20 protein-coding genes are annotated in these 24,176 nt (G+C 73.8%); 12 read left to right on the top strand and 8 right to left on the bottom strand.

Annotated elements, in window-relative coordinates; translation table 11 throughout:
* Nucleotides 1-302 precede the first annotated feature (302 nt).
* The 3 genes from CNX65_RS25450 to CNX65_RS25440 all read left to right on the top strand — a co-directional run bounded on the left by CNX65_RS25450 (nucleotide 303) and on the right by CNX65_RS25440 (nucleotide 5,353).
* Nucleotides 303-2,417 (top strand): transglycosylase domain-containing protein, encoded by a 2,115-nt coding sequence (locus CNX65_RS25450; RefSeq protein WP_232520004.1) that lies wholly within the window; start codon nucleotides 303-305, stop codon nucleotides 2,415-2,417.
* A 588-nt stretch (nucleotides 2,418-3,005) separates the two neighbouring features.
* Nucleotides 3,006-3,875: a M23 family metallopeptidase gene (locus CNX65_RS25445; RefSeq protein WP_177154344.1), complete on the top strand. Its 870-nt coding sequence runs from the start codon at nucleotides 3,006-3,008 to the stop codon at nucleotides 3,873-3,875.
* A gap of 527 nt (nucleotides 3,876-4,402) precedes the next feature.
* A complete protein-coding gene (locus tag CNX65_RS25440) occupies nucleotides 4,403-5,353 on the top strand; it encodes an LLM class F420-dependent oxidoreductase (RefSeq protein ID WP_096496024.1) in 951 nt (316 codons plus the stop codon).
* A gap of 3 nt (nucleotides 5,354-5,356) precedes the next feature.
* Here CNX65_RS25440 and CNX65_RS25435 read toward each other — a convergent pair whose 3' ends face one another.
* A complete protein-coding gene (locus tag CNX65_RS25435) occupies nucleotides 5,357-5,815 on the bottom strand; it encodes a peroxiredoxin (protein ID WP_096496023.1) in 459 nt (152 codons plus the stop codon).
* Between the two features lie 110 nt (nucleotides 5,816-5,925).
* Here CNX65_RS25435 and CNX65_RS25430 point away from each other — a divergent pair, with 110 nt between their 5' ends.
* The 6 genes from CNX65_RS25430 (at nucleotide 5,926) to treZ (ending at nucleotide 16,021) form a co-directional block, all read left to right on the top strand.
* A complete protein-coding gene (locus CNX65_RS25430; RefSeq protein WP_096496022.1) occupies nucleotides 5,926-6,888 on the top strand; it encodes a LacI family DNA-binding transcriptional regulator in 963 nt (320 codons plus the stop codon).
* 405 nt (nucleotides 6,889-7,293) lie between these two features.
* Nucleotides 7,294-9,156, top strand: coding sequence for a 4-alpha-glucanotransferase (gene malQ / locus CNX65_RS25425; RefSeq protein ID WP_096497996.1), 1,863 nt, complete (start codon nucleotides 7,294-7,296; stop codon nucleotides 9,154-9,156).
* A 104-nt stretch (nucleotides 9,157-9,260) separates the two neighbouring features.
* Entirely contained in the window at nucleotides 9,261-9,599 is a 339-nt protein-coding gene (locus CNX65_RS25420) for a hypothetical protein (protein ID WP_096496021.1), read from the top strand.
* 160 nt (nucleotides 9,600-9,759) lie between these two features.
* Nucleotides 9,760-11,886, top strand: coding sequence for a glycogen debranching protein GlgX (glgX, locus tag CNX65_RS25415; protein WP_096496020.1), 2,127 nt, complete (start codon nucleotides 9,760-9,762; stop codon nucleotides 11,884-11,886).
* Between the two features lie 134 nt (nucleotides 11,887-12,020).
* On the top strand, nucleotides 12,021-14,132 hold the full coding sequence (gene treY / locus CNX65_RS25410; protein WP_232520196.1) for a malto-oligosyltrehalose synthase: 2,112 nt from the start codon (nucleotides 12,021-12,023) through the stop codon (nucleotides 14,130-14,132).
* Nucleotides 14,129-16,021 carry a malto-oligosyltrehalose trehalohydrolase gene (gene treZ / locus CNX65_RS25405; protein WP_096496018.1) on the top strand — a complete coding sequence of 631 codons (1,893 nt, stop codon included), beginning with the start codon at nucleotides 14,129-14,131 and terminating at the stop codon, nucleotides 16,019-16,021. Before treY ends, treZ begins: the two co-directional genes overlap by 4 nt.
* Here treZ and CNX65_RS25400 read toward each other — a convergent pair.
* The gene (locus tag CNX65_RS25400) at nucleotides 15,970-16,461 is read right to left on the bottom strand and encodes an ANTAR domain-containing protein (protein WP_015803820.1); all 492 of its coding nucleotides are present in this window, start codon (nucleotides 16,459-16,461) and stop codon (nucleotides 15,970-15,972) included. The two genes, treZ and CNX65_RS25400, sit on opposite strands and share 52 nt — an antisense overlap.
* Before the next feature lie 285 nt (nucleotides 16,462-16,746).
* On the opposite strand from CNX65_RS25400, the gene CNX65_RS25395 reads away from it, so the two are divergent.
* Complete coding sequence (locus CNX65_RS25395; protein WP_015803819.1) at nucleotides 16,747-16,920, top strand: CsbD family protein; 174 nt, start codon at nucleotides 16,747-16,749, stop codon at nucleotides 16,918-16,920.
* Nucleotides 16,921-17,532: 612 nt separating this feature from the next.
* On the opposite strand, the gene CNX65_RS25390 is transcribed toward CNX65_RS25395, so the two are convergent.
* From CNX65_RS25390 to CNX65_RS25380, 4 genes are all read right to left on the bottom strand, one after another.
* Nucleotides 17,533-19,284, bottom strand: a complete 1,752-nt coding sequence (locus CNX65_RS25390; RefSeq protein ID WP_157767857.1) for an aKG-HExxH-type peptide beta-hydroxylase — start codon at nucleotides 19,282-19,284, stop codon at nucleotides 17,533-17,535.
* Nucleotides 19,284-19,448 carry a hypothetical protein gene (locus tag CNX65_RS35735; RefSeq protein WP_157767856.1) on the bottom strand — a complete coding sequence of 55 codons (165 nt, stop codon included), beginning with the start codon at nucleotides 19,446-19,448 and terminating at the stop codon, nucleotides 19,284-19,286. The genes CNX65_RS25390 and CNX65_RS35735 overlap by 1 nt, the downstream gene beginning before the upstream one ends.
* Before the next feature lie 436 nt (nucleotides 19,449-19,884).
* Nucleotides 19,885-20,400, bottom strand: a complete 516-nt coding sequence (locus tag CNX65_RS25385) for a lytic polysaccharide monooxygenase auxiliary activity family 9 protein (protein ID WP_096496016.1) — start codon at nucleotides 20,398-20,400, stop codon at nucleotides 19,885-19,887.
* 112 nt (nucleotides 20,401-20,512) lie between these two features.
* Nucleotides 20,513-21,031 carry a hypothetical protein gene (locus tag CNX65_RS25380; protein ID WP_096496015.1) on the bottom strand — a complete coding sequence of 173 codons (519 nt, stop codon included), beginning with the start codon at nucleotides 21,029-21,031 and terminating at the stop codon, nucleotides 20,513-20,515.
* 246 nt (nucleotides 21,032-21,277) lie between these two features.
* Between CNX65_RS25380 and CNX65_RS25370 the strand changes: the two genes are divergently transcribed.
* Nucleotides 21,278-22,009, top strand: a complete 732-nt coding sequence (locus CNX65_RS25370; protein WP_096497995.1) for a dienelactone hydrolase family protein — start codon at nucleotides 21,278-21,280, stop codon at nucleotides 22,007-22,009.
* Between the two features lie 29 nt (nucleotides 22,010-22,038).
* Here CNX65_RS25370 and CNX65_RS25365 read toward each other — a convergent pair whose 3' ends face one another.
* Nucleotides 22,039-22,632: a TetR/AcrR family transcriptional regulator gene (locus tag CNX65_RS25365; RefSeq protein ID WP_096496013.1), complete on the bottom strand. Its 594-nt coding sequence runs from the start codon at nucleotides 22,630-22,632 to the stop codon at nucleotides 22,039-22,041.
* A 69-nt stretch (nucleotides 22,633-22,701) separates the two neighbouring features.
* Here CNX65_RS25365 and CNX65_RS25360 point away from each other — a divergent pair, with 69 nt between their 5' ends.
* Nucleotides 22,702-23,592, top strand: coding sequence for an SDR family oxidoreductase (locus tag CNX65_RS25360; protein ID WP_096496012.1), 891 nt, complete (start codon nucleotides 22,702-22,704; stop codon nucleotides 23,590-23,592).
* Here CNX65_RS25360 and CNX65_RS35730 read toward each other — a convergent pair.
* Nucleotides 23,567-23,821, bottom strand: a complete 255-nt coding sequence (locus CNX65_RS35730) for a hypothetical protein (protein WP_157767855.1) — start codon at nucleotides 23,819-23,821, stop codon at nucleotides 23,567-23,569. The two genes, CNX65_RS25360 and CNX65_RS35730, sit on opposite strands and share 26 nt — an antisense overlap.
* Between the last annotated feature and the right edge of the window lie 355 nt (nucleotides 23,822-24,176).

Here is a 24,176-nt window from a genome sequence, read left to right as displayed (position 1 = left end):
CGGGGCGGCCGGGTGGCGCGCGCCGCCCGGCCGCCCCGCCGGTCCGCGCCGCCTGCCGCCCCGCCCTCTCATCCCGCGCAGCCGCCCCGCGCCGCCGTCCCGCACTGTCGCGTGCCTCACCACGGCCTCGCCTGCCTGGCGTTTCACCTCGTCCACAACCGGGCAGGAGTAACTTGCGGGTCAGGTCGCGCACGATCAACCCGGAATTTCCTCGCCGCTCCAGGCAACCGGGTTCGGGTCCCGCGCGACTTATCTGTGGAGGGGCGTCTTTCCCCGCGGGTCTGGAAGGGGTTGCTGGTTCAGTGTTCGCCGCACGTGCGACAGGTCTGCTCAAGATGGTGGGGTTGTGCCTCACGGCGGGGGTTCTCGTCGCCGCCGTGCTCTTCCCCGTCGTCGGTGGTCTGGGGTTGGCCTCCAACCGCGCCGCCGACACCGTCGACCAGACCTCTGGCGAGCTGACCAAGGCCGAGCTGCCTCTGGTCACCACCATCCAGGACAAGGATGGGCAGCCCATCGCCTACCTGTACGACCAGTACCGCATCCCGGTGGCGTTCGAGGACATCGCCGACACGATGAAGGCCGCGATCATCGCGATCGAGGACCGCAGGTTCTTCGAGCACCAGGGCGTCGACTGGCAGGGCATCATGCGCGCCGCCGCCAAGGCGGGCGTCGAGGGTGAGACCTCCCAGGGCGCGTCCACGCTCACCCAGCAGTACGTGAAGAACTACCTCGCGTTCGTGGTGGGCAAGGGCTCCGATGAGGCGTACGAGAAGGCGACGGCTGCCACGATGGCGCGCAAGCTGAGCGAAGCGCGCATCGCCATGCAGCTCGAGCAGAAGATGACGAAGGAGGAGATCCTCACCGCATACCTGAACGTCGTGCCGTTCGGCAACGGCACCTACGGCGTCGGCGCCGCGGCGCAGACGTACTTCAACACCACGGCCGACAAGCTGACCGTCCCGCAGGCAGCCCTGCTGGCGGGCCTGGTCAACCGGCCGAGCGCGCTGAACCCGGAGGCCGGCGCGGACGCCGCCATGGAGCGGCGCAACACGGTCATCGACTACATGCGCAACAACGGCGCGTTCGGCGAGGACACCGCGCGGGCCGACCAGCTGACCGAGGAGTACAAGGCCGCGCCCATCGGCGTGGTCGAGGACCTCAAGCTGCTGCCCATGGGGTGCGTCGGCGCGGGCGACGGGCCGATCTACGGCTCGTTCTGCCGCTACCTGATCGACTACCTGCTGGAGCACGGCCTGACCGAGGACGACCTGCGCAGGGGCGGCCTCACCATCAAGTCGACGATGGACGCGAAGGCCACGCAGGCCGTCAAGGAGGCCGCCGAGGGCCAGGTCTCCAAGACCACCCCCGGTGTCGCCAACGCGATGGCCGTGGTGGAGCCGGGCAAGGACAAGCACCGCGTCCGCGCGCTGGCCGCCAACCGCGACTTCGGCAACAACGCCGACGCCGGGCAGAGCGCGTACTCGCTGCCCGCCGAGGTGACCAGGTTCGGCGCGGGCTCGATCTACAAGGTGTTCACCGCCGCCGCGGCGATGGAGCAGGGCAAGACCGGCATCGACCGGCAGGTCCCGGTTCCGAACACCTACACGTCGCGGGTCTACCGGGACGGCAACAAGGGCTACACCGTCAAGAACTACTCCGACGGGGCCGACACCAGCATGACCCTCACCAAGGCGCTGGCCACCTCGCCCAACACCGGGTTCATCATCCTGGAGGAGCAGGCGGGGCTGAACAACGTCGTGGACATGGCCTACCGGCTGGGTCTGCGCGACGGGATGCAGGGCGTCACCTTGGCGGGCGACCCGCTCAAGGAGGACAAGTCCAACGGTCCGTCGCAGGGTGACGCCGTGAAGCAGGGCAACATGGGGTCGTTCACCCTCGGCGCGGGTCCGACGAGCGTGCTGGAGCTGGCGAACGTGTCGGCGACGATCGTGAGCGAGGGCACCTGGTGCCCGCCGACCCCGATCGAGCAGGTCCTGGACCGCAACGGCAACCCGGTCCAGCTCCAGGAGGCGGCCTGCGAGCAGGCCGTGTCCCCGGAGCTGGCGGCGGCGCTGGCGCAGGGCATGAGCCACGACACCACCGCGGGCGGCACCGCGGCGGGCGCGGCGTCCAGGGCGGGCTGGAACCGGCCGACCATCGGCAAGACCGGCACCACCGAGAACTACTGGTCGGTGGGCTTCATGGGCGCCACGATGCAGTACGCGGGCGCCGTCCTGACCTTCACCGACGGCGCGTCGCCGCAGGTCCTCTGCGGCAACCCGGTCCGGCTGTGCGGGCAGGGGCGGACCGGTCTCACCGGTGGTGAGGTCGCGGCCCCGACGTGGTTCAACGCGATGAACAAGATCCACGAGGGGCTGCCCGCCGTTCCGCTGCCCCCGGCGACCAAGTACCGGTAGCGCCCACCGCCCGCCGGGGTCTCCCGGCGGACGTGGGGTGATCGGCTGGTCGCCCGTGGTGACCGTGGTCCCCGTCCCGCTCCTGCGGGACGGGGACCACTGCTTTTCCGGTGCGCGGAAGCCGGTGGCGGGTGGGTGGTTCCGCCGTTCGGCCCAACCACGCTTCGTCACGCGTTCGGGGGCAAACCCCGATTTCGCGGCGCGTTCCCCGGTTCGTCGATCACCGGTGAACGGGCTGGTCAGGGTGGCGATTCCGGGTCAGGCGGGCTGGCAGGCCCGTGCGGGGGCGCGGCGGTGCCGATCTCTGAACCGGTTCGGACGGCACGGGGTTGACCTGCGCGGATAACGGTCGGCAGGCGAGACGTTCCGGTCTTTGAACACGCTGCGTAGTCGGCGGTGGCTTATCTCACTAAATCTCCGCAGTTCGCCACGAATGGGTTGCCCACTTTCGTGACGTCGGGTTACGTTCTCCGCCGCATGTCACGGTTCGGTCTCTAGCAGGCAACGGAGGTGCTCCCCGAAGGCACCTCCACCCGGTCCCCCGGCCGGGTGTCCTGGACCGAGCCCCCCGAAATGCCTGGAGGAAAGTTGGCCCGCCACACGCACGCCCCCGGTCGCACCGCCTTCACGGCACCGCCGAAGAAGGCTCCCGCGCCCGGTCGTCGCGGCTCGCACCGCGCGGAGGACGACAGGTCCCCGCTGCGTGGCCGGGTCACCGCCGCCGCCGTCGTCGCGGGCGCCATCGCGACCGGCTCCGGCTTCTTCAACGCCGTCGGCACCAGCGCCATCCCGCTCGCCGCCGGGGGAGACCTGGCGGGCGCGCTGCTGGTCCCCAGCGAGGGGGCGCCCGCGCAGGCGTCCGGCGCGCTCCTGACCGTGCACGAGGTGAACCCCGGCCTGGAGTCCGCGAAGCTCGTGCGCGGCGAGGGCATGGTGGCGCTCCAGCAGGTCGACCGCGTGGTGCAGCAGGCGAGCGCCGACTACGCGGTGAAGCAGGAGGAGCTGCGCAAGCAGCAGGAGGCCGAGGCCGCCGAGAAGGCGCGCAGGGAGGCCGAGGAGGCGGCGAAGCGGCCGAAGGTCGTGAAGCCCGCGCAGGGCTCGTTCACGTCCGGCTTCGGCGCCCGCTGGGGAACCACGCACTACGGCATCGACATCGCGAACTCGATCGGCACCCCGATCCTGTCGGCGATGGACGGCACCGTGATCGAGGCGGGCTCCGCGTCCGGCTTCGGCCTGTGGGTGCGCGTGCAGCACGACGACGGCACGGTGACCGTGTACGGGCACGTGGACACGATCGTGGCGTACGCGGGCACCAGGGTGTCGGCGGGGCAGCAGATCGCCACGATGGGCAACCGGGGCCAGTCGACGGGGCCGCACCTGCACTTCGAGGTGTGGCTCAACGGCGGCCAGAAGATCGACCCGGTCGGGTGGCTGGCGCAACGCGGGATCGCGCTCTGAGGTTGTCGGGTCGGACTCCTGGCGGGCCTGCGCGCCTCTTGGGTGCCCCTGATCGGGGGCGCTAAACACGTCGGGTGGGGGAGCTGTCCAGCGGCGGGCCTGTGCGCGGGTTACGGCTGGATGGATGGGACTACCCCCGCATGTGCGGGGAAGACCTGCACGTCGGGCGTGGTTTGGGGGACAAGTACGGACCACCCCCGCATGTGCGGGGAAGACCAGGTCGTGGACCTGATCGAGGCCGCTGCGACGGGACCACCCCCGCATGTGCGGGGAAGACTTGAACCGACGCTTCCCCGCACGCGGGTGCCCCGGACCACCCCCGCATGTGCGGGGAAGACGCTTGTTGGCCAGCGAGTTTATCCGTCCAAGGAACCGTTTTCATTCGGTTCAGCGGAGTCTCGGATCCAGCGCTCGGTCCTGCCCGCCACAAGCCGCCCCTCGCCACCCCTCCCATTCCCCCATTCGGCATACCGACCAGTCGGTACCCTGCGGTACGGTGCCCTCACCTGGAGCTCTGGGAGGCCACCGTGGGTCGTTGGGGTATCACGCTGCCGTTGACCGGTGTCCCGATCCTCGACCACCAACCCCTCGTCTCCGAGCTCACCGCCCTCGGCTACACCGACATCTGGTCCGCCGAGACCTCCGGCGCCGACGCGTTCACCCCGCTCGCCCTCGCCGCCCAGTGGTCGCCCACCGCCCGCCTCGGCACCGCCATCGCCCCCGTCTACACCCGCGGCCCGGCGCTGCTCGCCATGTCGGCCGCCACGCTCGCCGAGGTCTCCGGCGGGCGGTTCGTGCTCGGGATCGGGTCGTCCTCGCCCGCCATCGTCTCCCGGTGGAACGGGCAGGAGTTCACCGAGCCCTTCGCCCGCACCCGCGACACCCTCCGCTTCCTCCGCTCCGCGCTCGCGGGGGACAAGGTCACCCGTGAGTACCCGACGTTCAGCGTCAGCGGCTTCCGGCTCGAGAAAGCGCCCGCGCACCACGTGCCCATCATGCTCGCGGCGCTGCGGCCGGGGATGCTCCGCCTCGCCGCGCGGGAGGCCGACGGGGCCATCACCAACTGGCTCGCCGCCACCGACGTCCCCCGCGTCCGCGAAGCGCTCGGGGACAAGGAGCTCGCCGCCCGGATCTTCGTCTGCCCCACCGAGGACGCCGACGCCGCCCGCGCACTCGGCCGTGCCCTGATCTGCGCCTACCTGACCGTCCCCGCCTACGCCGCCTTCCACGACTGGCTCGGGCGCGACAAAGTCCTCGCACCCATGCGCGAGGCCTGGTCGGCGGGCAGGCGCAAGGAGGCCAACGCGCTCGTGCCCGACGAGGTCGTCGACGCGCTCGTCGTGCACGGCAGCGCCGAGCAGTGCCGGGCGCGCGTCGCCCAGTACGCCGCCAACGGCGTCGACACCCCGATCATCGGCCTCCTGCCCACGGGCGGGGACCAGCTCGACCTGGTGCGTCGGCTGGCCCCCGGCGCCTGAGCCTCAGCTCCCCGCGCGCTCCCGCAGCACCGCCAGCGCCTTGTCGGCGTGCGCGTTCATCGCGAACTCCGACTTGATCACCTCCAGGACCGTCAGGTCCGTGCCGATCACGAACGTGTGCCGCTTCACCGGCAGCGGCCCGAACCGCCGCTTCACCCCGAACGCCTCGGCCACCGCGCCGTCCGCGTCGGACAGCAGCGGGTAGTCGAAGCTGTTGATGTCCGCGAACTGCTTCTGCCGCGCCACCGAGTCCGTGCTGATGCCCACCCGCTGCGCGCCCGCCTGCGCGAACTCGGCGGCCAGGTCCCGGAAGTGGCAGCTCTCGGCCGTGCACCCGCTGGTCATCGCCGACGGGTAGAAGAACAGCACCACCGGCCCGTCCGCCAGCAGCGCGGACAGGGTGCGCGGTTCGCCGTCCTGGTCGGGCAGCGTGAAGTCGCTGACCTGATCGCCTGGCTTCATCGGGGGTCCTCTCGACGGGGTGCGGTGCCTGGCCATGATCGTCCCAGGGCCGCTCGGCGGCGGGGCGCCGGGAGGTTCTCGATACCCTCGGGTGAAGCCTGGAGGTGGGGATGACCAGCATGTCCGACGTGGCGAAGGCCGCCGGGGTCTCCGCGGCGACGGTGTCGCGCGCGCTGCGCGGCGAGCCGGGGGTGTCGGAGAGCACCCGCGAGCACGTCGCCGAGGTGGCCAAGCGGATGCGCTACGCGATCGCCCGCGACGCCTCCAGCCTCGCGGGCGGCAGGCGCTACGCGGTCGCGGTGCTCACCGCCGACGTCGGGCGCGGCGACCTGCTCGCGGGCGCCGAGTCCGCGCTGCGCGAGGCGGGCTACGACGTGCTGCTGTACGTGCTCAACGACCCCGCCGCGCGCGCCCGCTTCTTCGACCAGGTGCCCACCGGCCGCCGCGTCGACGGGGTGCTCGCGCTGGCCACGAGGCCCACCGAGGCCGAGCGGGCGGCGCTGGACGGGGCGGGCGTGCCGGTCGTGCTGGTCGAGGACGGCGACCTCGGCGAGGCCGTCGCGCTCGCCGCCAGGCACCTCATCGGGCACGGCCACCGCGAGGTCGCGCTGGTGCTCGCCGAGGACGTGGACGAGTCCCTGGACGAGGTGCTCGCCGCCGAGGGGCTGGCGGTGCGTCCGGAGTGGACGGTGTGGTCCTCGCCGACCGTCGCGGGCGGCGAGCAGGTGGTCGACGCGCTGCTCGACGGCGGGGCCCTGCCCACGGCGGTGATCAGCTCCAGCGGCGAGGTGGCGCTCGGCGTGTACCTGCGGCTGCGCCGCGACGGCCGCGAGGACGTCTCGGTGGTCAGCCTGGAGGGCGCGGAGCTGGCGCGGGCGGTGGGCATCACCGCCGTGGAGGGCGCGTGGCGCGAGCGCGGCGAGCACGCCACCGCCGTGCTGCTGTCCGCCCTGCGCGGCGACGCCCAGCCGCACGCGGAGGCCATCGCGCCGCCCTCGGCGCAGCTCGTGGTGCGGGGATCGAGCGGGCCCGCGCCGCGCAGCGGCGCGACCCCCCCAACCGTCGCACCCTAGGCCCCCACCGCCACCCAGTGCTCTTGGTCTTTTCCCCGGTTTCGCACCGCGCCCCCAAGCCCTGGGCCCAGCCCGGCGGGCGCACTCCGCCACCGGCCCACCCCGACTCCCCACAACTTCCCCCCACCACCCCGAAACCCGTGCGGCACCTGCGGGTTCGACCGGCCCCGGCTCGGGCATTCCCCCACCGTGGCCGACTCCGCGAACCAGCCGACCAGCACCACGCCCCCGCCCGGCAGCACCGCCCGGCCCGAGGAAACCGCCCTGCCCGACCCCACCCCCGAGGCCGGCACCGCTCCCAGCCACTCGACCGGGCCATCCGGTAGTGCGGCTTCCTGCAACCATCGGGTGACCACGCCTGACCTGCCTGGCCTCGACCACCCGCCCCGGACGAAGCTGTCCAGCGTGGACGAGGACCTGGCCGCGCTGGCCCGTGCGCACGGAGTCGCGACCTGGTACGAGGACGCGGGCGACACGCGGGTCGAGGTGGACGCCGACGTGGTCGTTGCCGTGCTGGCCGAGCTCGGCGTCGACGCCTCCACCCCGGAGGCCGTCCGCGCCGCGCTCGCCGCCCCGACGCCACCGCCCGCCACGATCGTCCTGCGCGAGGGCCAGCTCCTGGAGGGCGACGGCACGGTCGTCCTGGAGGACGGCGGTTCCGCCCGGCTCCCGGCCGTCCTCCCGCTCGGCTACCACCGCCTCGGCGATCGCACCGTCGTCGTCGCCCCCGCCAAGCTCCCGCCGGTCCCCAGGGCCTGGGGCTGGATGCTCCAGCTGTACGCGATGCGCTCCGAGCAGTCCTGGGGCATGGGCGACTACGGCGACCTCGCCACCACCGCCCGCCGCTCCGCCACCGAGCTGGGCGCGGGCGTCCTGCTGGTGAACCCGGTGCAGGCCATCAGCCCCACTCACCCGGTCGAGCGATCGCCCTACTCGCCGAGCAGCCGCCGGTTCGCCAACCCGCTGTACCTGCGCGTCACCGACCTGGAGGAGTTCCACCGCGCCCCGACCGAGGTCCGGCGCGCGGTCGTGGCCCAGCGCCCGGAGAACGCCGACCTGATCGACTACGACGCCGTGTGGGCCGCGAAGAAGGCCGCGCTCGAACTGCTCTGGGCCGACCGCGAGCACGACCTCCCCGAGGACCCCGACCTCCTGGACTTCGCCCGGTTCTGCGCCATCGCCGAGCGGCACGGCCCCGACTGGCGGCACTGGCCCGCCGACCAGCGCGACCCGGCCACCGCCACCGCCGACCCCGAGCGCGTCGCCTTCCACGCCTGGCTCCAGACCCTGTGCGAGCGCCAGCTCGCCGACGCCCGCGCCGCCGCCTCCGCCATGCCCGTCGGCATCGTCCACGACCTCCCGGTCGGCGTGCACCCCGGCGGCGCCGACACCTGGGCCCTGCGCGACGCCTTCGCCGCGGGCGTGCGCGTCGGGGCCCCGCCGGACGCCTTCAACCAGCTCGGCCAGGACTGGAACCTGCCGCCGTGGCGCCCAGACCGCCTCGCCGAGCAGGGCTACGAGCCGTTCCGCGCCGTGCTGCGCGGCGTCCTGCGGCACGCCGACGGCATCCGCGTCGACCACGTCGCCGGCCTGTGGCGGCTGTGGTGGATCCCGCCGGGCGAGCCCGCCAAGCGCGGCACGTACGTGCACTACGACGCCGACGCCATGCTCGCCGTCCTCACCCTGGAGGCGCACCGCGCGGGCGCCGTCGTCGTCGGCGAGGACCTGGGCACCGTCGAGGACCGCGTCACCGAGGAGCTGCACGAGCGCGGCGCCCTCAGCTCCGCCGTCCTGTGGTTCCAGCGCGACTACGACCAGCCCGGCCACCCGCTCATCCCGCCCAAGGGCTGGACCACCTCCGCGATGGCGAGCGTGTCCACCCACGACCTGCCGACGCTCGCCGGGTTCCTGCAGGCGGAGCACGTGCGGATCAGGGCCGAACTCGGGTTGTTTGAAGTCGACCCGAAGGGGGAATTCGAGGCCGCCGAGGCTGAACGAGACCAGTTGGTCGAGCTGCTGCGGCAGGAAGGGGTCCTCGGTGACGACCTGCTCGTGTCGTTCCACGCGCTGCTCGCCGAGGCGCCTTCGGTGCTCGTGCTGACCTCCCCGCAGGACGCGGTGGGCGAGACCCGCCAGCCGAACCTGCCGGGAACCGTCGACCAGTACCCGAACTGGCGCATCCCGCTCCCCGGCGGGCTCGACGCCTTCCTGACCGACCCGCGCGTGCGCGCCATCGCCGCCGCGTTGCGCGCGGGGCGTGCCCGGTGACGGGCCCGCGAGTCGGGAACACGGCTGTAACCGCAGGCAGCACGCCTGCGGAGTACCGTTCGACCCCGTCATCACCACGACACGGTTGGAGGTGGCACGACCCCGTGAACACCGATCTGGTCACGCCCACAGCGACAGCGGTCATCCCCGCTCAGCTCACCACGAACCCCGAGGACGAGCTGGAACTGGCGGTCGAGAAGGTCCTCGCCTCGGTCCGCCCCAGCTCCCTCGGCGACCCGGCCGAGGGCTCCCGGCGCGCCGAGCGCGTCCTCCGCGACGCGCTCGACCTGCCCGGCGAGCCCACGAACGAGGCACTGCGGCAGGCGCGCGCCTGCGCCGAGGCCGCCTGCGAGCACCTGCGCTACCAGGAGTTCCAGGAGGCCAGGCTGCTGCTCGTCGCGAGCAGGGGCCAGCTGGCGCGCGCCCACACCGGCAGAGCCTGACCCCGGCACCGGCGGCAGCGGCCCAGCGCGGGGCCGCCACCGCCCGGCCGCCGAACCACGGACCGCCCGGCCGTCCCCGCAGACCGACCCGGTGGTGCACCGCATCGGGACGACCCGGCTCTCCGAGACCCGACTAGGACATGCACCTCTAGGAGCACCGTTGCGGCCCTGGCCTGGAACGCCCTACCCGCTCGGCGCCACGTACGACGGCGTCGGCACCAACTTCACCCTGTTCTCCGAGGCAGGCGAATGGGTCGAGCTGTGCCTGTTCGACGACGAGGGCAACGAGGAGCGCGTCAGGCTCCCCGAGGTCGACGGCTTCGTCCACCACGGCTACCTGCTCGGCATCGGCCCCGGCCAGCGCTACGGCTACCGCGTGCACGGCCCGCACCAGCCCGAGCAGGGCCTGCGCTGCAACCCGAACAAGCTCCTCATCGACCCCTACGCCAAGGCCATCGACGGCGAGGTGAAGTGGCACGAGTCGCTGTTCGGCTACCCCTTCGGCGACCCCGACGCCCGCAACGACCAGGACTCGGCGGGCCACGTGCCGCTGTCGGTCGTGGTCAACCCGTTCTTCGACTGGGCCAACGACCGCCCGCCGAAGATCCCCTACAACGAGACCGTCATCTACGAGGCGCACGTCCGGGGCCTGACCATGCGGCACCCGGAGGTCCCCGAGCGGCTGCGCGGCACCTACGCGGGCCTGGCGCACCCGGTGGTCATCGACCACCTGAAGAAGCTCGGCGTCAACGCCATCGAGCTGATGCCGGTGCACCAGTTCGTCACCGACCACGGCCTGGTCGAGAAGGACCTGCGCAACTACTGGGGCTACAACACGATCGGGTTCTTCGCCCCGCACGACGGCTACTCCGCGCTCGGGCACGACGCGGGCCAGGTCCAGGAGTTCAAGGGCATGGTCAGGGCGCTGCACGAGGCGGGCATCGAGGTCATCCTCGACGTGGTCTACAACCACACCGCCGAGGGCAACCACCTCGGGCCGACCCTGTCCATGCGCGGCATCGACAACCAGGCCTACTACCGCCTGGTCGAGGACGAGCCGAAGTACTACATGGACTACACCGGCACCGGCAACTCCATGAACGTGCGCAGCCCGCACACGCTGCAGCTGATCATGGACTCGCTGCGCTACTGGGTCACCGAGATGCACGTCGACGGCTTCCGCTTCGACCTCGCCGCCACCCTGGCCCGCGAGTTCTACGACGTGGACCGGCTGTCGACGTTCTTCGACCTGGTGCAGCAGGACCCGGTGGTCAGCCAGGTCAAGCTCATCGCCGAGCCGTGGGACGTCGGCCCCGGCGGCTACCAGGTCGGCAACTTCCCGCCGCTGTGGACCGAGTGGAACGGCAAGTACCGCGACACCGCCCGCGACTTCTGGCGCGGCGAGCCCGCCACGCTCGGCGAGTTCGCCTCCCGCTTCACCGGCTCCTCCGACCTGTACAAGGAGGACGGGCGCAGGCCGTACGCGTCGATCAACTTCGTCACCGCGCACGACGGCTTCACCCTCACCGACCTCGTCTCGTACAACGACAAGCACAACCTGGCCAACGGCGAGGACGGCCGCGACGGCGCGGACGACAACCGCTCGTGGAACTGCGGCGTGGAGGGCCCCACCGACGACCCCGAGGTCAACGAGCTGCGCGAGCGTCAGCGGCGCAACCTGCTCACCACGCTGCTGCTGTCCCAGGGCGTGCCGATGCTGCTGCACGGCGACGAGCTCGGCCGCACCCAGCAGGGCAACAACAACGCCTACTGCCAGGACAACGAGCTGTCCTGGGTCGACTGGACGCTGCTGGAGAAGAACCAGCCGCTGCTCGACTTCACCTCGGGCCTGACCGACTTCCGCAAGAAGCACCCGGTGTTCCGGCGCAGGCGCTTCTTCCAGGGCAGGCCCATCCGCAAGGGCGAGGAGCTGCGCGACATCGCGTGGTTCACCCCGGCGGGCGAGGAGATGACCGAGCAGAACTGGGAGGACGGCTTCGGCCGCTGCGTCTCGGTGTTCCTCAACGGCAAGGGCATCCCGGACCTCGACCAGCGCGGCATGAAGGTCGAGGACGACTCGTTCCTGGTGGTCTTCAACGCCCACCACGAGGACATCGAGATCACCCTGCCCGGCGAGGGCTACGGCCCGGAGTGGGCCGTGGTCATCGACACCGCGACCGGCGAGATCGCCGCGTTCCCGCAGGACGAGCCCACGATCCCGGCGGGCGGCAGCGTCACCGCCACCGCGCGCTCGGTCGTCGTGCTCCAGCGGATGGGGGCCGAGTGACCGCGCCCGACCGCGCGACTGCCGCTCCCGCGACCGCCCCGGCCACCACGGCCGGGGCGGCCCGCCCGCAGCCGCCCAGCTCCACCTACCGGCTCCAGTTCACCCCCGACTTCACCTTCGCCGACGCCGAGGCCGTGCTCGACTACCTCGGCGCCCTCGGCGCGGGAGCCCTCTACGCGTCCCCGCTGCTGGAGGCCGTCCCCGGCTCCACGCACGGCTACGACGTCACCGACCCCGCCCGCGCCCGCGCCGACTTCGGCGGCGAGCAGGGCCGGGCGTCGCTGGCCAAGGCCGTGCGCGCCGCGGGCCTCGGGTTCGTGGTCGACATCGTGCCCAACCACATGGCCGTCGACTCCACCCCGGTCAACGCCTGGTGGACCGACGTCATGGAGAAGGGCCAGGGCTCCCCGTACGCCCGCTACTTCGACATCGACTGGTCCGACGGCACGCTGCTGCTGCCGTTCGCGGGCGACGAGGGGTCCGAGGAGGAGCACGAGCACTACCGGCTCGCGTTCTGGCGGCGCGGCAACGCCGAGCTCAACTACCGCCGGTTCTTCGACATCACGACCCTCGCGGCCGTCCGCGTCGAGGACCCCGAGGTGTTCGAGGCCACCCACGGCGAGGTGCTGCGCTGGGTCGCCGAGGGCGACGTCACCGGCCTGCGCGTCGACCACCCGGACGGCCTCGCCGACCCCGGCGGGTACGCCCGCGACCTGGCCGCGCGCAGCGGCGCGTGGGTCGTCGTGGAGAAGATCCTCGGCCCCGACGAGTCGCTGCCGGTCAGCTGGCCCGTCGCGGGCACCACCGGCTACGACGCGCTGCGCGAGGTGTGCGGGCTGTTCGTCGACCCGGCGGGGGAGGGGCCGTTCACCGACCTCGCGGTCGAGCTGGGCGTGCCCACCGACTTCGCCGCCGTCGAGCACGAGTGCCGGGCGCTGGTCGCGTCCACGATCCTGAGCGCCGAGGTGCGCCGGATCGCCGCGCTGCTCGAACCCTCCCTCCCCGAGGGCGTGGGCGCCGAGCAGGCCCGCGAGGCCGTCGCCGCCGTCATGGCCGCGTTCCCGGTGTACCGCTCCTACCTGCCCGAGGGCGAGCAGGACTGGGCCACCGCCGTGCGCCGCGCGGGCGGCCCGGCCGCCGAGGCGCTCGACGCCGCCGTGCGCGCCGACCCGACCGGCGAGCTGGCCACCCGCATCCAGCAGACCTCCGGCATGGTCGTCGCCAAGGGCACCGAGGACACCGCGTTCTACCGGTTCACCCGGTTCGTGGCCCTCAACGAGGTCGGCGGCGCGCCCGACCGGTTCGGCGTCACCCCCGAGGAGTTCCACCGCAGGGCCGCCGCCCGCGAGTCCGGCTCCCCGGACACCATGACGGCGCTGTCCACGCACGACACCAAGCGCTCCGAGGACGTGCGGGCCCGGCTCGCCGTGCTCGCCGAGGTGCCCGACGAGTTCGCCGCCGCCGTCCGCCGGTGGAGCGCCGCGCACCCCATCGACGAGCCCAGCCTCAACGCGCTGGCCTGGCAGTCGCTGGTGGGCGCCTGGCCGGTCACCGCCGACCGGATGCGCGCCTACCTGGAGAAGGCGGCCAAGGAGTCCAAGGTCCGCACCACCTGGGTCGACCACGACGAGGAGTTCGAGGCCGCCGTCGACGCCTGGCCCGCCGCCGTGCTCGGCTCGGACACGGCGGGCGAGGTCGCCGAGTTCGTGGACGGCATCGTGGCCGCGGGCTGGTCCAACGCGCTCGGCCAGAAGCTCGTGCAGCTCACCGCGCCGGGCGTGCCCGACGTGTACCAGGGCACCGAGCTGTGGGACCTGTCCCTGGTCGACCCGGACAACCGGAGGCCGGTGGACTACGCGCCCCGCCGCGCCCTGCTGGAGCGCATCGACTCCGGCTGGCTGCCCGACGTCGACGACTCCGGCGCGGCCAAGCTCCTGGTCACCTCGCGCGCGCTGCGGCTGCGCGGGCAGCGGCCCGAGCTGTTCCGCGGCTACCGGCCGGTGCCCGCCGCCGGACCCGCCTCGGCGCACGCGCTCGCCTTCGAGCGCACCGGGCTGATCACCGTCGCGACCCGGCTCCCGGTGGGCCTGGCCCGCGCGGGCGGCTGGGGGAGCACCGTCCTGCCGCTGCCGCCGGGCGAGTGGACCGACGTGCTCACCGGCCGCGTGGTGACCGGCTCCGCGCCCGCGCTGGCCGACCTGCTCGACCGCTACCCCGTCGCCCTGCTCGTGCGAGGAGACCGGTGACCTTCTCCGTGTGGGCCCCCGACCGGGACGGCGTCGTCGTCCGGGTCGACGGCCAGGACCACGACATGACCCCCGTCGGCGGCGGCTGGTGGTACAGCGACGCCAGCGGGACCGACTACGCGTTCGTGCTCGACGGCGACGCCCTCCCGGACCCGCGCTCGCTGCGCCAGCCGGACGGGGTGCACGGGCCCTCCCGCGCCTACGACCACGACGAGTTCGCCTGGACGGACCAGAGGTGGACCGGGCGGGCGCTGCCCGGCGCGGTGGTCTACGAGCTGCACGTCGGCACGTTCACCCCCGGCGGCACCTTCGACTCCGCGGTCGAGCGGCTGGACCACCTCGCCGACCTGGGGATCACCCACGTCGAGGTGCTGCCGGTCAACTCCTTCGACGGGCCGTCCGGCTGGGGCTACGACGGCGTGCTGTGGGGCGCGGTGCACGAGCCCTACGGCGGGCCGGACGGGTTCAAGCGGTTCGTGGACGCCTGCCACGCGCGCGGCCTGGCCGTGCTGCTGGACGTCGTCTACAACCACCTCGGGCCGTCCGGCGCGTACCTGGACCGGTTCGGGCCGTACTTCGCGGGCAGCAACGAGTGGGGCCCCGGCCTCAACCTGGACGGCCCCGGCTCCGACGAGGTGCGGCGGTACGTCGTCGACAACGCGCTCGGCTGGCTGCGGGACTTCCACGTCGACGGGCTGCGGCTCGACGCCGTGCACGCCCTGCTCGACCGGTCCGCCACGCACCTGCTGGAGCAGCTGGCCCGCGAGGTCGACGCGCTCTCCACCGCGCTCGGCCGCCCGCTCACCCTCATCGCCGAGTCGGACCTCAACGACGCCCGGCTGGTCACCGCGCGCGAGGGCGGCGGCTACGGGCTGCACGCCCAGTGGGCCGACGACCTGCACCACGCGCTGCACGTCGCCCTGTCCGGCGAGACGTTCGGCTACTACCCGGACTTCGAGGGGAAGCTGGCGACCACGCTGGAGCGGGTGTTCCTGCACGACGGCACGTGGTCGTCGTTCCGGGGGCGCGCGCACGGCAGGCCGGTGGACCGCGAGCGGCTGCCCGGCTACCGGTTCCTCGCCTACCTGCAGAACCACGACCAGATCGGCAACCGGGCCACCGGCGACCGGCTGACCGCGACCGTGTCGCCCGAGCGGCTGGCGATCGGGGCGGCGATCGTGCTGTGCTCCCCGTACACGCCGATGCTGTTCATGGGGGAGGAGTGGGGCGCGCGCACCCCGTGGCGGTTCTTCGCCTCGTTCCCGGACCCCCAGCTCGCGGAGGCGGTCCGGACCGGGCGGCGGCGCGAGTTCGCCCGGCACGGGTGGGGCGAGTCGGACGTGCCCGACCCGGTCGACCCGGCCACCGTCGAGGCGTCCAAGCTGGACTGGGCCGAGGTCTCGCGGCCCGAGCACGCGCGGGTGCTGGAGCTGCACCGGGCCCTGATCCGGCTGCGGCGCGAGCACCCGGAGCTGGCCGATCCGAGGCTGGACCGGTTCCGCGTCGAGCAGCGCGGGTCGGTGCTGGTGCTCCACCGGGGTGATCTGCGGCTGCTGTGCAACCTCGCGCCCGCCGGTGGCGTTCCCAGTGGTGAGGGCGCGGTCGGCGGCGCCGCCGGTGCGGCTGTCGGGGCTGGTGCGGCGGGCGGCGCCGACGGCGCCCTCGCCCGGCCGGGCGGGTCACGGCCGGGCGCTGCCGACGCGGGAGCCCCCGGTCCGGGGGCCCGCGACGCCGAGGTCGACCTCGGCGTCGCGCCCGTCGCCGTCCTGCTCGCCTCGGGTGAGGCGGAGGTGGCGGGACAGGTGCTCAGCCTGCCCGCGGAGACGTTCGCGGTCGTTCAGCTCCCAGGGAGCCAGCCGACCTCGGTGAGCCGCTCGGCGAGGAGCTGACCGGCCAGGTTCACCTGGTCGGTCAGCTGTCTTCGCGCTTCGGGCTCGTGGCCGCTCGACGCCGTAGCCGCGTCGTAGGCGGCCACGAGCTGCCGCGCCGCCTGCACCACGTCGGCCCCCGGCCAGTCGACGGGGGTCGGCACGCCGTTCTGCTCCTCGGACACCTGCACCGCGCGCACCGCGCGGTGCGGCCCGAGCTCGGCCGCGAGGTCTATCAGCTTCACGGCGATGGTGTGCAGCTTGACGTTGTGGTGCTGCGACATGCGGACCAGCAGCTGGAACCCCTGTTGCGGGGTGCACCCCTGCACCGCCGCGATGAGTCCGGTCGCCTGCCCGATCACGGTGCGCGTCTGCACCGCGTTGCGCAATCCCCTCACCTCGGCTTCGAGGCTGGCGATCCGCGCGGTCAGCGAATCGTCCTGGCCCATGTCCCCGACCACGGTCGGGCTCCTCTCGCACGTCGGAACTGGTCAGCGCCTGCCAGCGGTGCGAGGGGACGGACGCGCGGCGACGAGCCAGCTCCGGCAAGCCCACAGCACGAGTTCCCTCGCTGACCCTGGCGCCCTTGTTTGGACACCCGGTGGCTTGCGGCTGGCTTTTCAACCGCGTAGGACGATCACCGTAGTCGAGCCCTGGTCGTGGTGTGCACCTGAGGTCCCGGTTTCCGCCCGGTGTCGCGGGGGTAGTCAGTGAGAGCACAGCGGACTCCACTGAAAGGACCGGTCATGGGGATCGACGACAAGGCGAGCAACAAGGCCGAGGAGCTGAAGGGCCGTGCCAAGGAGGGCGTGGGCGAGGCCACCGGCAACGAGCAGTGGCAGGCCGAGGGCCGCGCGGAGCGCGCGTCCGGCGCCCTGAAGCAGGGCATCGAGAAGGTCAAGGACGCGTTCCGCAAGTAGTCCTCGCGACGCGTCGGGCCTGCTCCTCGGAACCGAGGTGCGATCACCGGTCGTGGAGGGCGCGGGACGCGCCGACGACCGGTCCGGGTGGGACGTTCCACCCGTGCTGCCGCCCGCGAGGGCACACGTTCGGCACTGCGCGGCGTGCTGCCGCGCGCCCGGAACACCACAGGGCCGCCCATCCCCGATCAGTCGGGTGCGGGCGGCCCTGCGTGTTTCCTTCCAGGCCTTCCGGGCCGGGGAAGAGACGACCCCGGTGCCGCTTCCCGCGCGTGGAGCCGGTGCGCGGGCCGAGTGGACTGGCTCGGAGCTGTCGGGGGCGGGTGGCTGCCTGGTATTCGCCAGGCTCAGCCGAGATCAGGCCGGGTCCTAGCGGACAGCCACCTCACGACGAGTCCTATAGCTACACAACTTGGGACCACCTCCTTCCTCGTGTACTCGAACGTTATGCCGGGCGACGGGGACGCGCAAACAAAAATCCGCGTGAGGTGCGAGACGTTGCGGGGGTGGCGGAGGAGGCGTAGCGGGGGCGGAAGCGCTTGGCGCGCCAGGACTCCCGGCACCTGCGACATCCGGCGCGGGGCCCCGCGGGCGTCCCGGTCAGCGCGCCCGTCAGCGCTCGCCGACCCAGTCGGCCAGCAGCAGCGGGTCCGGCGGGGTCCCGGTGCGGGCCAGCGCGTCCGCGTGCACCGCCCTGACCACCTCCGGCACGGTGAGCAGCGCCTCCCGGCGGGACGCCAGCGCCAACCCGGCCCACGCCTGGAGGTCGTCCGGCTCGGCCAGCAAGCGCTTGCGGTACCCGGCCACGGCCGTGCGGACGTCGCCGCGCGCGCAGGCCGCGTCGACCTCGTCCGCCACCGGCATCCCCCGCCCGGTCGCGAGCGCGCGCAGCAGCGCGGCCCGCGCGGGCGCGCGGCCCACCCCGGACGGGTCGACCTCCGGCAGATCCGCCCCGGTCGGGTGAACTTCGGTCCGCACCTGCAACCGGAACGGCTTCGGGCGGCGTTCCAGCCACGCGCCGGTCAGGCAGGACACGTCCGCCGGGTACGGGCGCACGTGCCTGATCCGCCACAGCACCAGTTGCTCCGCCACCACCCGGTCCACCGCCCGCACCACCTCCACGGACGGCTGGTCGGCGCACGCGTCCAGCCGGTGCGCCGAGGCGGCCAGCAGCGCGCGGCCCTCGGCGGTCAGCGCGGGCTCGCCCAGCACGTTCGCCACGGCGACGCGGACCTGCGCCCTGCGCAGCGCGAACGCGTACTCGGCGTCCGCCCGCTGCTCGGCGGGCAGCCCGGCGCGCAGCCCGTGCCACAGCTCGGCGACCCCGGTCAGCGCGTAGATCCCGTGCAGCACCGCGCCGAGCGGCCTCGGGTCGTCGCGCCACGGGACGTGGAAGCGCGGCGTCGCGTCGGCCTCGTGCAGCCGCACCACGCCCGCGAGCGCGCTGAGCTTGCCGTGCTGCCGCTCGCGCACCAGCAGCTCCGCCAGCCCGGTCGCGGTCGTGGTCTCCGGCAGCGCGACGGCCCCGAACGCGGCGGCGGAGGAGGACCCGTCGTGCTCGGCGCCGGTGGGCGGCACGAGGGTGAGCGGACCGCCCGCCAGCTCGGCCGCGTGGTCGGGCGCGCAGCGCTCCAGCAGCTCCCACGCCCGGTCGAGCAGCCCGGTCCAGCGGGCCCGGCCGCGCTCGTCCAGCGGAGCGGGCGGGACCGGGTCGGTGAACGCGCGGTGCGGGTCGACGTCCTCCAGCACGGCGGTCAGCGGGCGCCCGCCGGTGGCGCAGCGGTGCGCGTCCACCCGCCGGAAGGCGGCCTCGGGCGCGCCCGCCGGGGTGTCGAGCGCGAACCGGCCGCCGTCGTGGCGCAGCGGCAGGTGGGTCGGGTTCCGGTCGGCGGGGCCCGGCGGCAGGGTGAACCAGCCGACCGTGGGCAGGGTGACGACGCCGTGCGCGACGGGGACGTCGAGCTGGAACGGCACGCCCGCGCGCAGCGCCGCGGCGGCGGCCACCGCGCTCAGCGCGCCGAGGTCGGGGCGCGCGCGGGGGCCGGAGGTCAGGCCCAGCGCCAGCCTGCGCAGCGCCCTGACCAGCCACAGGCCGACCGGGGGGGACAGCAGGACGTCGGCGGTGGCCCCTGGGTCGGCGTCGTCGGCGGCGACCAGGACGTGCCAGGCGCGGTCGGCGCACCCGGCGGGGAAGCCCGAGGGGGCGGAGGTGGCGAGCGCGTGGCGCAGGACGAGCAGGTGCTCCTTGCGCTCGGCCAGCGCGCGGTCGCGCAGGGCCTGCGGCGCGCGGCGGTCGGCGGGGCCCGCGAGGACGGCGGAGCACAGCTGCGCGCGGGTGTCGGGGGTCGCGGTGGCCGCGGGCATCAGTCGCACCGCTCGTGGACGAGGTCCTGCGGCGCGGTGGAGCGCACCCTGGCGAGCACGCCCGCCGCCAGCCGCTCGACCACGTCGCCGCCGGGGTCGCCGAGTTCCCGCAGCGGGGTTCCGGCGAGGTCGGGTGGCAGTTCCGCGTGGGGTTGTTTCTGCATGGTCCCTGGTTTTATTCTCGTTTATTCTTGGCCGGTGCTCGGGGTCGCTTCGTGGTGTCGGGTTTTGGTCACCGTATGGCACGGAGCGGGGGCAGGGGAAACCTCTCGCCGAGTTGCAGTGGGGTTGACGGCCGCCTGGTTCATCCATTCGTGATTAATCTGATGGAGTGAGGCGGGGCGGGGTCTACCTGGCGGTTTGGCCCTGCTGTGCGGTTTTGCCGCGTTGTTAGGTGTAATGAGTGATCGCCGCAACCGGCGATGGTGTTCCGTTTTTGTGACGGAACTCTCACCCTTTCGTGGGAAGTGCGCTCCGCGCTGCCCCGTGAATCCATCGGGAATTATTTGGAATAAACGCGGAGCGCCCCGTCCGGTGCTCGGACGGGGCGCTCGTTCGCGCGTCGGACCTGCGCGGTGGACCGGTGCGGCGGGGGCCGGGTCAGCCCGCGGTCACGTCCACGCAGGAGTAGAACGCGTTCGTGGTGTCACCGATGTTCCAGATGGCCAGCACGGTCTGCCTGCCGCTGGACGGCAGGGTGACCGAGTGCGTCACCACGGCGCCGGGGATCTGGTTGCCGCCGTCGACGACCGCGACCCTGGAGCCGTTGACGTAGTACTCGTAGTTGGAGGTGCGGTGGCGGGCGGTGAAGGTCCAGTTGAACGTCACCGTCCGGCCGGTGGAGGTGGCCCTCCACCCCTTGTTGTTGTCGTTCAGCTCGGCGAAGCGCGAGACCCCGCCGTTGCAGCTGCGCAGGCCCTTGGGCCCTTCCACGCTCTGCGGCTCCCACTTGATGTCGCCGCAGGACACCGTGTTCTGGGCGCACTGCGCCTGCCTGCTCGGAGGGGACGAGATGTAGCCGTGCGCGAACGCCTGGGCGCTCGGCAGCGCCACGACGGCCAGCGGCGCGACGAGCGCCCCGGTGGCCAGTGCCGCGATCCTTCGGCGGAGTTGCATGGTCGGCTCCCATCGGACGGGCGGTACGCGGTGAGGCGAACGCCGACCTGGCAGCGTGCGGTGCGAGGAGAGAACCGCATTGGCTCGGTCGTTCACCAATGCGGCGGCCGGTCTAGACCATACTCTGCGTGACCGCGTGGTGACAACGGTCACTCGGATCAGTCAGCAGCACCACTCGGTCGAGCCCTGGGTCGAACCCGAGGACCGGGTGGGCCTCGCTCCCGCCCTCCGACGTCGTGCGCACCGGCTTGCCCAGCTCCCGCCCGATCTCGCCGAGGAACCCGCAGAGGACGTCGACGCCGTCCTGACCTCGCAGCTCCCGCAGGTCGACGTCGAAATCGATCTTCTCGGCCGACCTGGGGCGGAAGATCACCAGCACCCCTGGAGCCGGGTGGACCCTCAGCTCCACCACCTCGGCGCCCGCCGGGCGTGCCAGCGCCTCGGCGGCCGGGGCCAGCGGCGCGGCTGCGCCGCCCTGGACGAGCTCCCACCGCCAACCACGCGCCTCGACCAGGTCGAACACCGCCTGCCAGTCCTCCGCCGACGTGTCCGGGACGAACACGTCGGGGAGCGCCCCCATCAGCTCGGGGTCGAAGAAGCTCCTGACCTCGTCCCAGCGAAGATCCGACATGCCGCCGTGGTGGCCGGTCCGCGACGCGGTCGCAGCCGGATTCCGCCTGCGGCGGGCTCGTGCGGCACGGCGCGGGGCCACGTCGCCCTCCCGCGCGGTTCTGCTACCTTCCCGTCGACCGTGCTGCGAGCCGAGGAGGTGGTACCCGTGAACGCTGTGACGTGGGTGCTCCCCTCAGGGGTCGCGGTCGGGCGGTAGGTCGTCCGGGAGCGCCGTTCACCAGCTCTCCCGAAAGGCACGACCATGATCCAGTTCACTTCCGAGCAGCGCCTCGACGGCGGAGTGCTCGAACGCCCCTTCGCGCTCGACGGCGTTCCCGGCGTCCTGTGGACGGCCGAGAACGCCTCGGGCGCCGCCCCGCTGATCCTGCTCGGCCACCCCGGTGGGCTCGCCGGGATGCGGCCCCGGCTGCTGGAGCGAGCCCGGCGGTGCGTCGCGTCCGGCTTCGCCGCGGCGACCCTCGAACTGCCCGGCGCGGGCGACCGGCCCCGGCTGCCCGACGTCGACCAGGCCCGCGCCGACCTGCGGCGGGCCCTGGAGGCGGGGGAGGCGGTGGGGGGCGACGTCGTCGACCGGCTCGTCCTGCCGCTGGTCGAGCGGGCGGTTCCCGAGTGGCGGGGGCTCCTGGACGGGCTGCTCGCGCTGCCGGGGATCGGCGGACCGGTCGGGTACTCCGGTGGGGTGATCTCGATCGGGGTGCGGTTGGCGGCCGTCGAGCCCCGGATCGTGGCCTCGGTGCTGTTCGCGGGCAGCTACGTGCCCCGGAGCACCACCGAGGAGGCCCGGCGGGTGTCGATCCCGCTGCTCGTCCTGCTCCAGTGGGACGACCGGTGGAACGACCGGGGGATGGCGCTCGACCTGTTCGACGCGTTCGGGTCCGCCGAGAAGACGTTGCACGCCAACACGGGCGGGCACACCGGCGTCCCGGCGTTCGAGGGGGACGACGCCGACCGGTTCTTCCGGCGGCACCTGGCGTGAGCGCGGGGCCGGGGGCGCGCCCCCGGCCCTCACCCCTCCCGCGCCTGGCGCTCGACCATGGCCACCAGGGTCGCGACCAGTTCCTCGGCCGTCGCGCCCCACTTGGCCTCGGACGGGTCGCCGTTGGCCTCCATGGTGGTGATGCCGTGCGCGCTGGTCAGCAGCAATCCCGCGAAGCGGGGGGCCTTGGCCGGGCCGACCAGGTCGGCGACGGCGGCCAGGAACTCCGCCTCCGCGCGGGCCGCCGCGCCCGTGGCCGCCTCGATCGCGGCTCGGTCACCTGATGGATGGGCGAACATCAGCCGGTAGAGGTGCGGGTGGTTGCGGCCCGTGGACATCAGGACGCCCAGCGCGCCGGTTAGCCTGGTCGCGGGGGTGCCCTCGCCGCCCGCGCGCACCGCGCCCGCCTTGGCGGCCAGGCGGTCCAGGGCCTCGGCGGCGATCGTGGACAGCAGGCTGTCCTTGTCCGGGAAGTGGCGGTAGGGCGCCCCTCGGGTGACGCCCGCTCTGGCGCCCACCTCGCGCAGGGTGACCGCCTCCGGGCCGCCCTCGGCCAGCAGGCCCGCCGCCGCGTCCAGCAGGGCGCGTCGTGTCGCAGCCGCCGATTCGGCTCGGGTGACCATGGCCCGAGCATACAGTTGACGCTGTCATCCGATTTGGCTACCGTCAGTCGGGTGACAACGTCATCTGAAATGTCGTCCGGTGATCGCCCGCTCGCCGTCGTGACGGGCGCGTCCACCGGGATCGGCGCCGCCACCGCCCGCGAGCTGGCCGGGCGGGGGTTCCACGTGCTCGCCGGGGTCCGCCGCGAGCGGGACGGCGACGCGCTGCGCGGGTCCGGCGTCGAACCGGTGCTGCTCGACATCACCCGGCCGGAGCAGGTCGCCGCGCTCGTCGACCGGATCGGCGGGCGCGGGCTGCGGGCGCTGGTCAACAACGCCGCCGTGTCCGTCAACGCGCCCGTGGAGGCGCTGCCGCTCGACGCGTGGCGGGACCTGTTCGAGGTCAACCTGTTCGGCCACGTCGCCGTCACCCAGGCGGTGCTGCCCGCGTTGCTGCGCGACGGCGTCGGCGGTGGTCCCGGCGGCCGGATCGTCAACATCAGCTCGGTCGGCGGCCGGGTCGCCATGGCCACCTACGGGCCGTACGCGGGGACCAAGTTCGCGCTGGAGGCCGTCAGCGACGCCCTCCGCCGCGAGCTCGCGCCGCACGGGGTGCGGGTGGTGGTCGTGGAGCCCGGCGGGGTGCGCACCCGGATGGGCGACCGGGGGATCGCCACCACCCGGCGCCGGGCCTCGGACATGTCCGACGAGCTGCGCGGCCGGTACGGACCGCTGGTCGACGCGGTCACCGCGCACACCGCCGCGCACCTCGAACGGGGGATCTCGTCCGAGCGGGCGGCCTCGGTGGTGGCCAAGGCGGTCACGGCGCGCAACCCCCGCACCCGGTACGCCGCCGGGCTCGACGCGGCCGTGCTGACCAGGTTGGCGCGGGTGCTGCCGGACCGGCTCCTCGACCGGGTGGCCGCCGCCAGCCTGCGGCCCTACTTCCCCGCCGTCACCGGGGCGCGGGTTCCGTCGTGAGGGCGTCCGCCGCCACGCCCAGGTGACCCGCCGGGCCCAGCGCCAGGGACAGCGGGGTGTCGCCGTGGCCCACGTCCACGCCGCCCGGAACCGGGACGGACAGCGCGCCCAGGCCGGTCGCGCAGCACGTCGAGCACGGTCCAGCCCCGGTCCTCGCGGTCCTCGAAGCCGGGGAACCGGCCCAGCGCCCCGCCCCGCACGCCGCGCCCCGCCCCCGCCAGCCCCGCACGCCGCGCCCCGCCCCCGCCAGCCCCGCACGCCGCGCCCCGCCCCCGCCAGCCCCGCACGCCGCGCCCCGCCCCCGCCAGCCCCGCACGCCGCGCCCCGCCCCCGCCAGCCCCGCACGCCGCGCCCCGCCCCCGCCAGCCCCGCACGCCGCGCCCCGCCCCGCACGCCGCGCAGCGCCGCGCGCCGCCCCGCACGCCGCGCAGCGCCGCGCGCCGCCCCGCACGCTGCGCTGCGCAGCGCCCCCGCCCCCGCCACGCTGCGCAGCGCCCCCGCCCCCGCCCCCGCCACGCTGCGCAGCGCCCCGCCCCCGCCTCGCACGCTGCGCCGCGCAGCGCCCCCGCCACGCTGCGCACGCC

The sequence above is a fragment of the Actinosynnema pretiosum genome (genome assembly GCF_002354875.1).
GTDB lineage: Bacteria > Actinomycetota > Actinomycetes > Mycobacteriales > Pseudonocardiaceae > Actinosynnema > Actinosynnema auranticum.
Note: the sequence above shows the minus strand (reverse complement) of the source record. Positions and strands in the feature narration are given on the sequence as shown.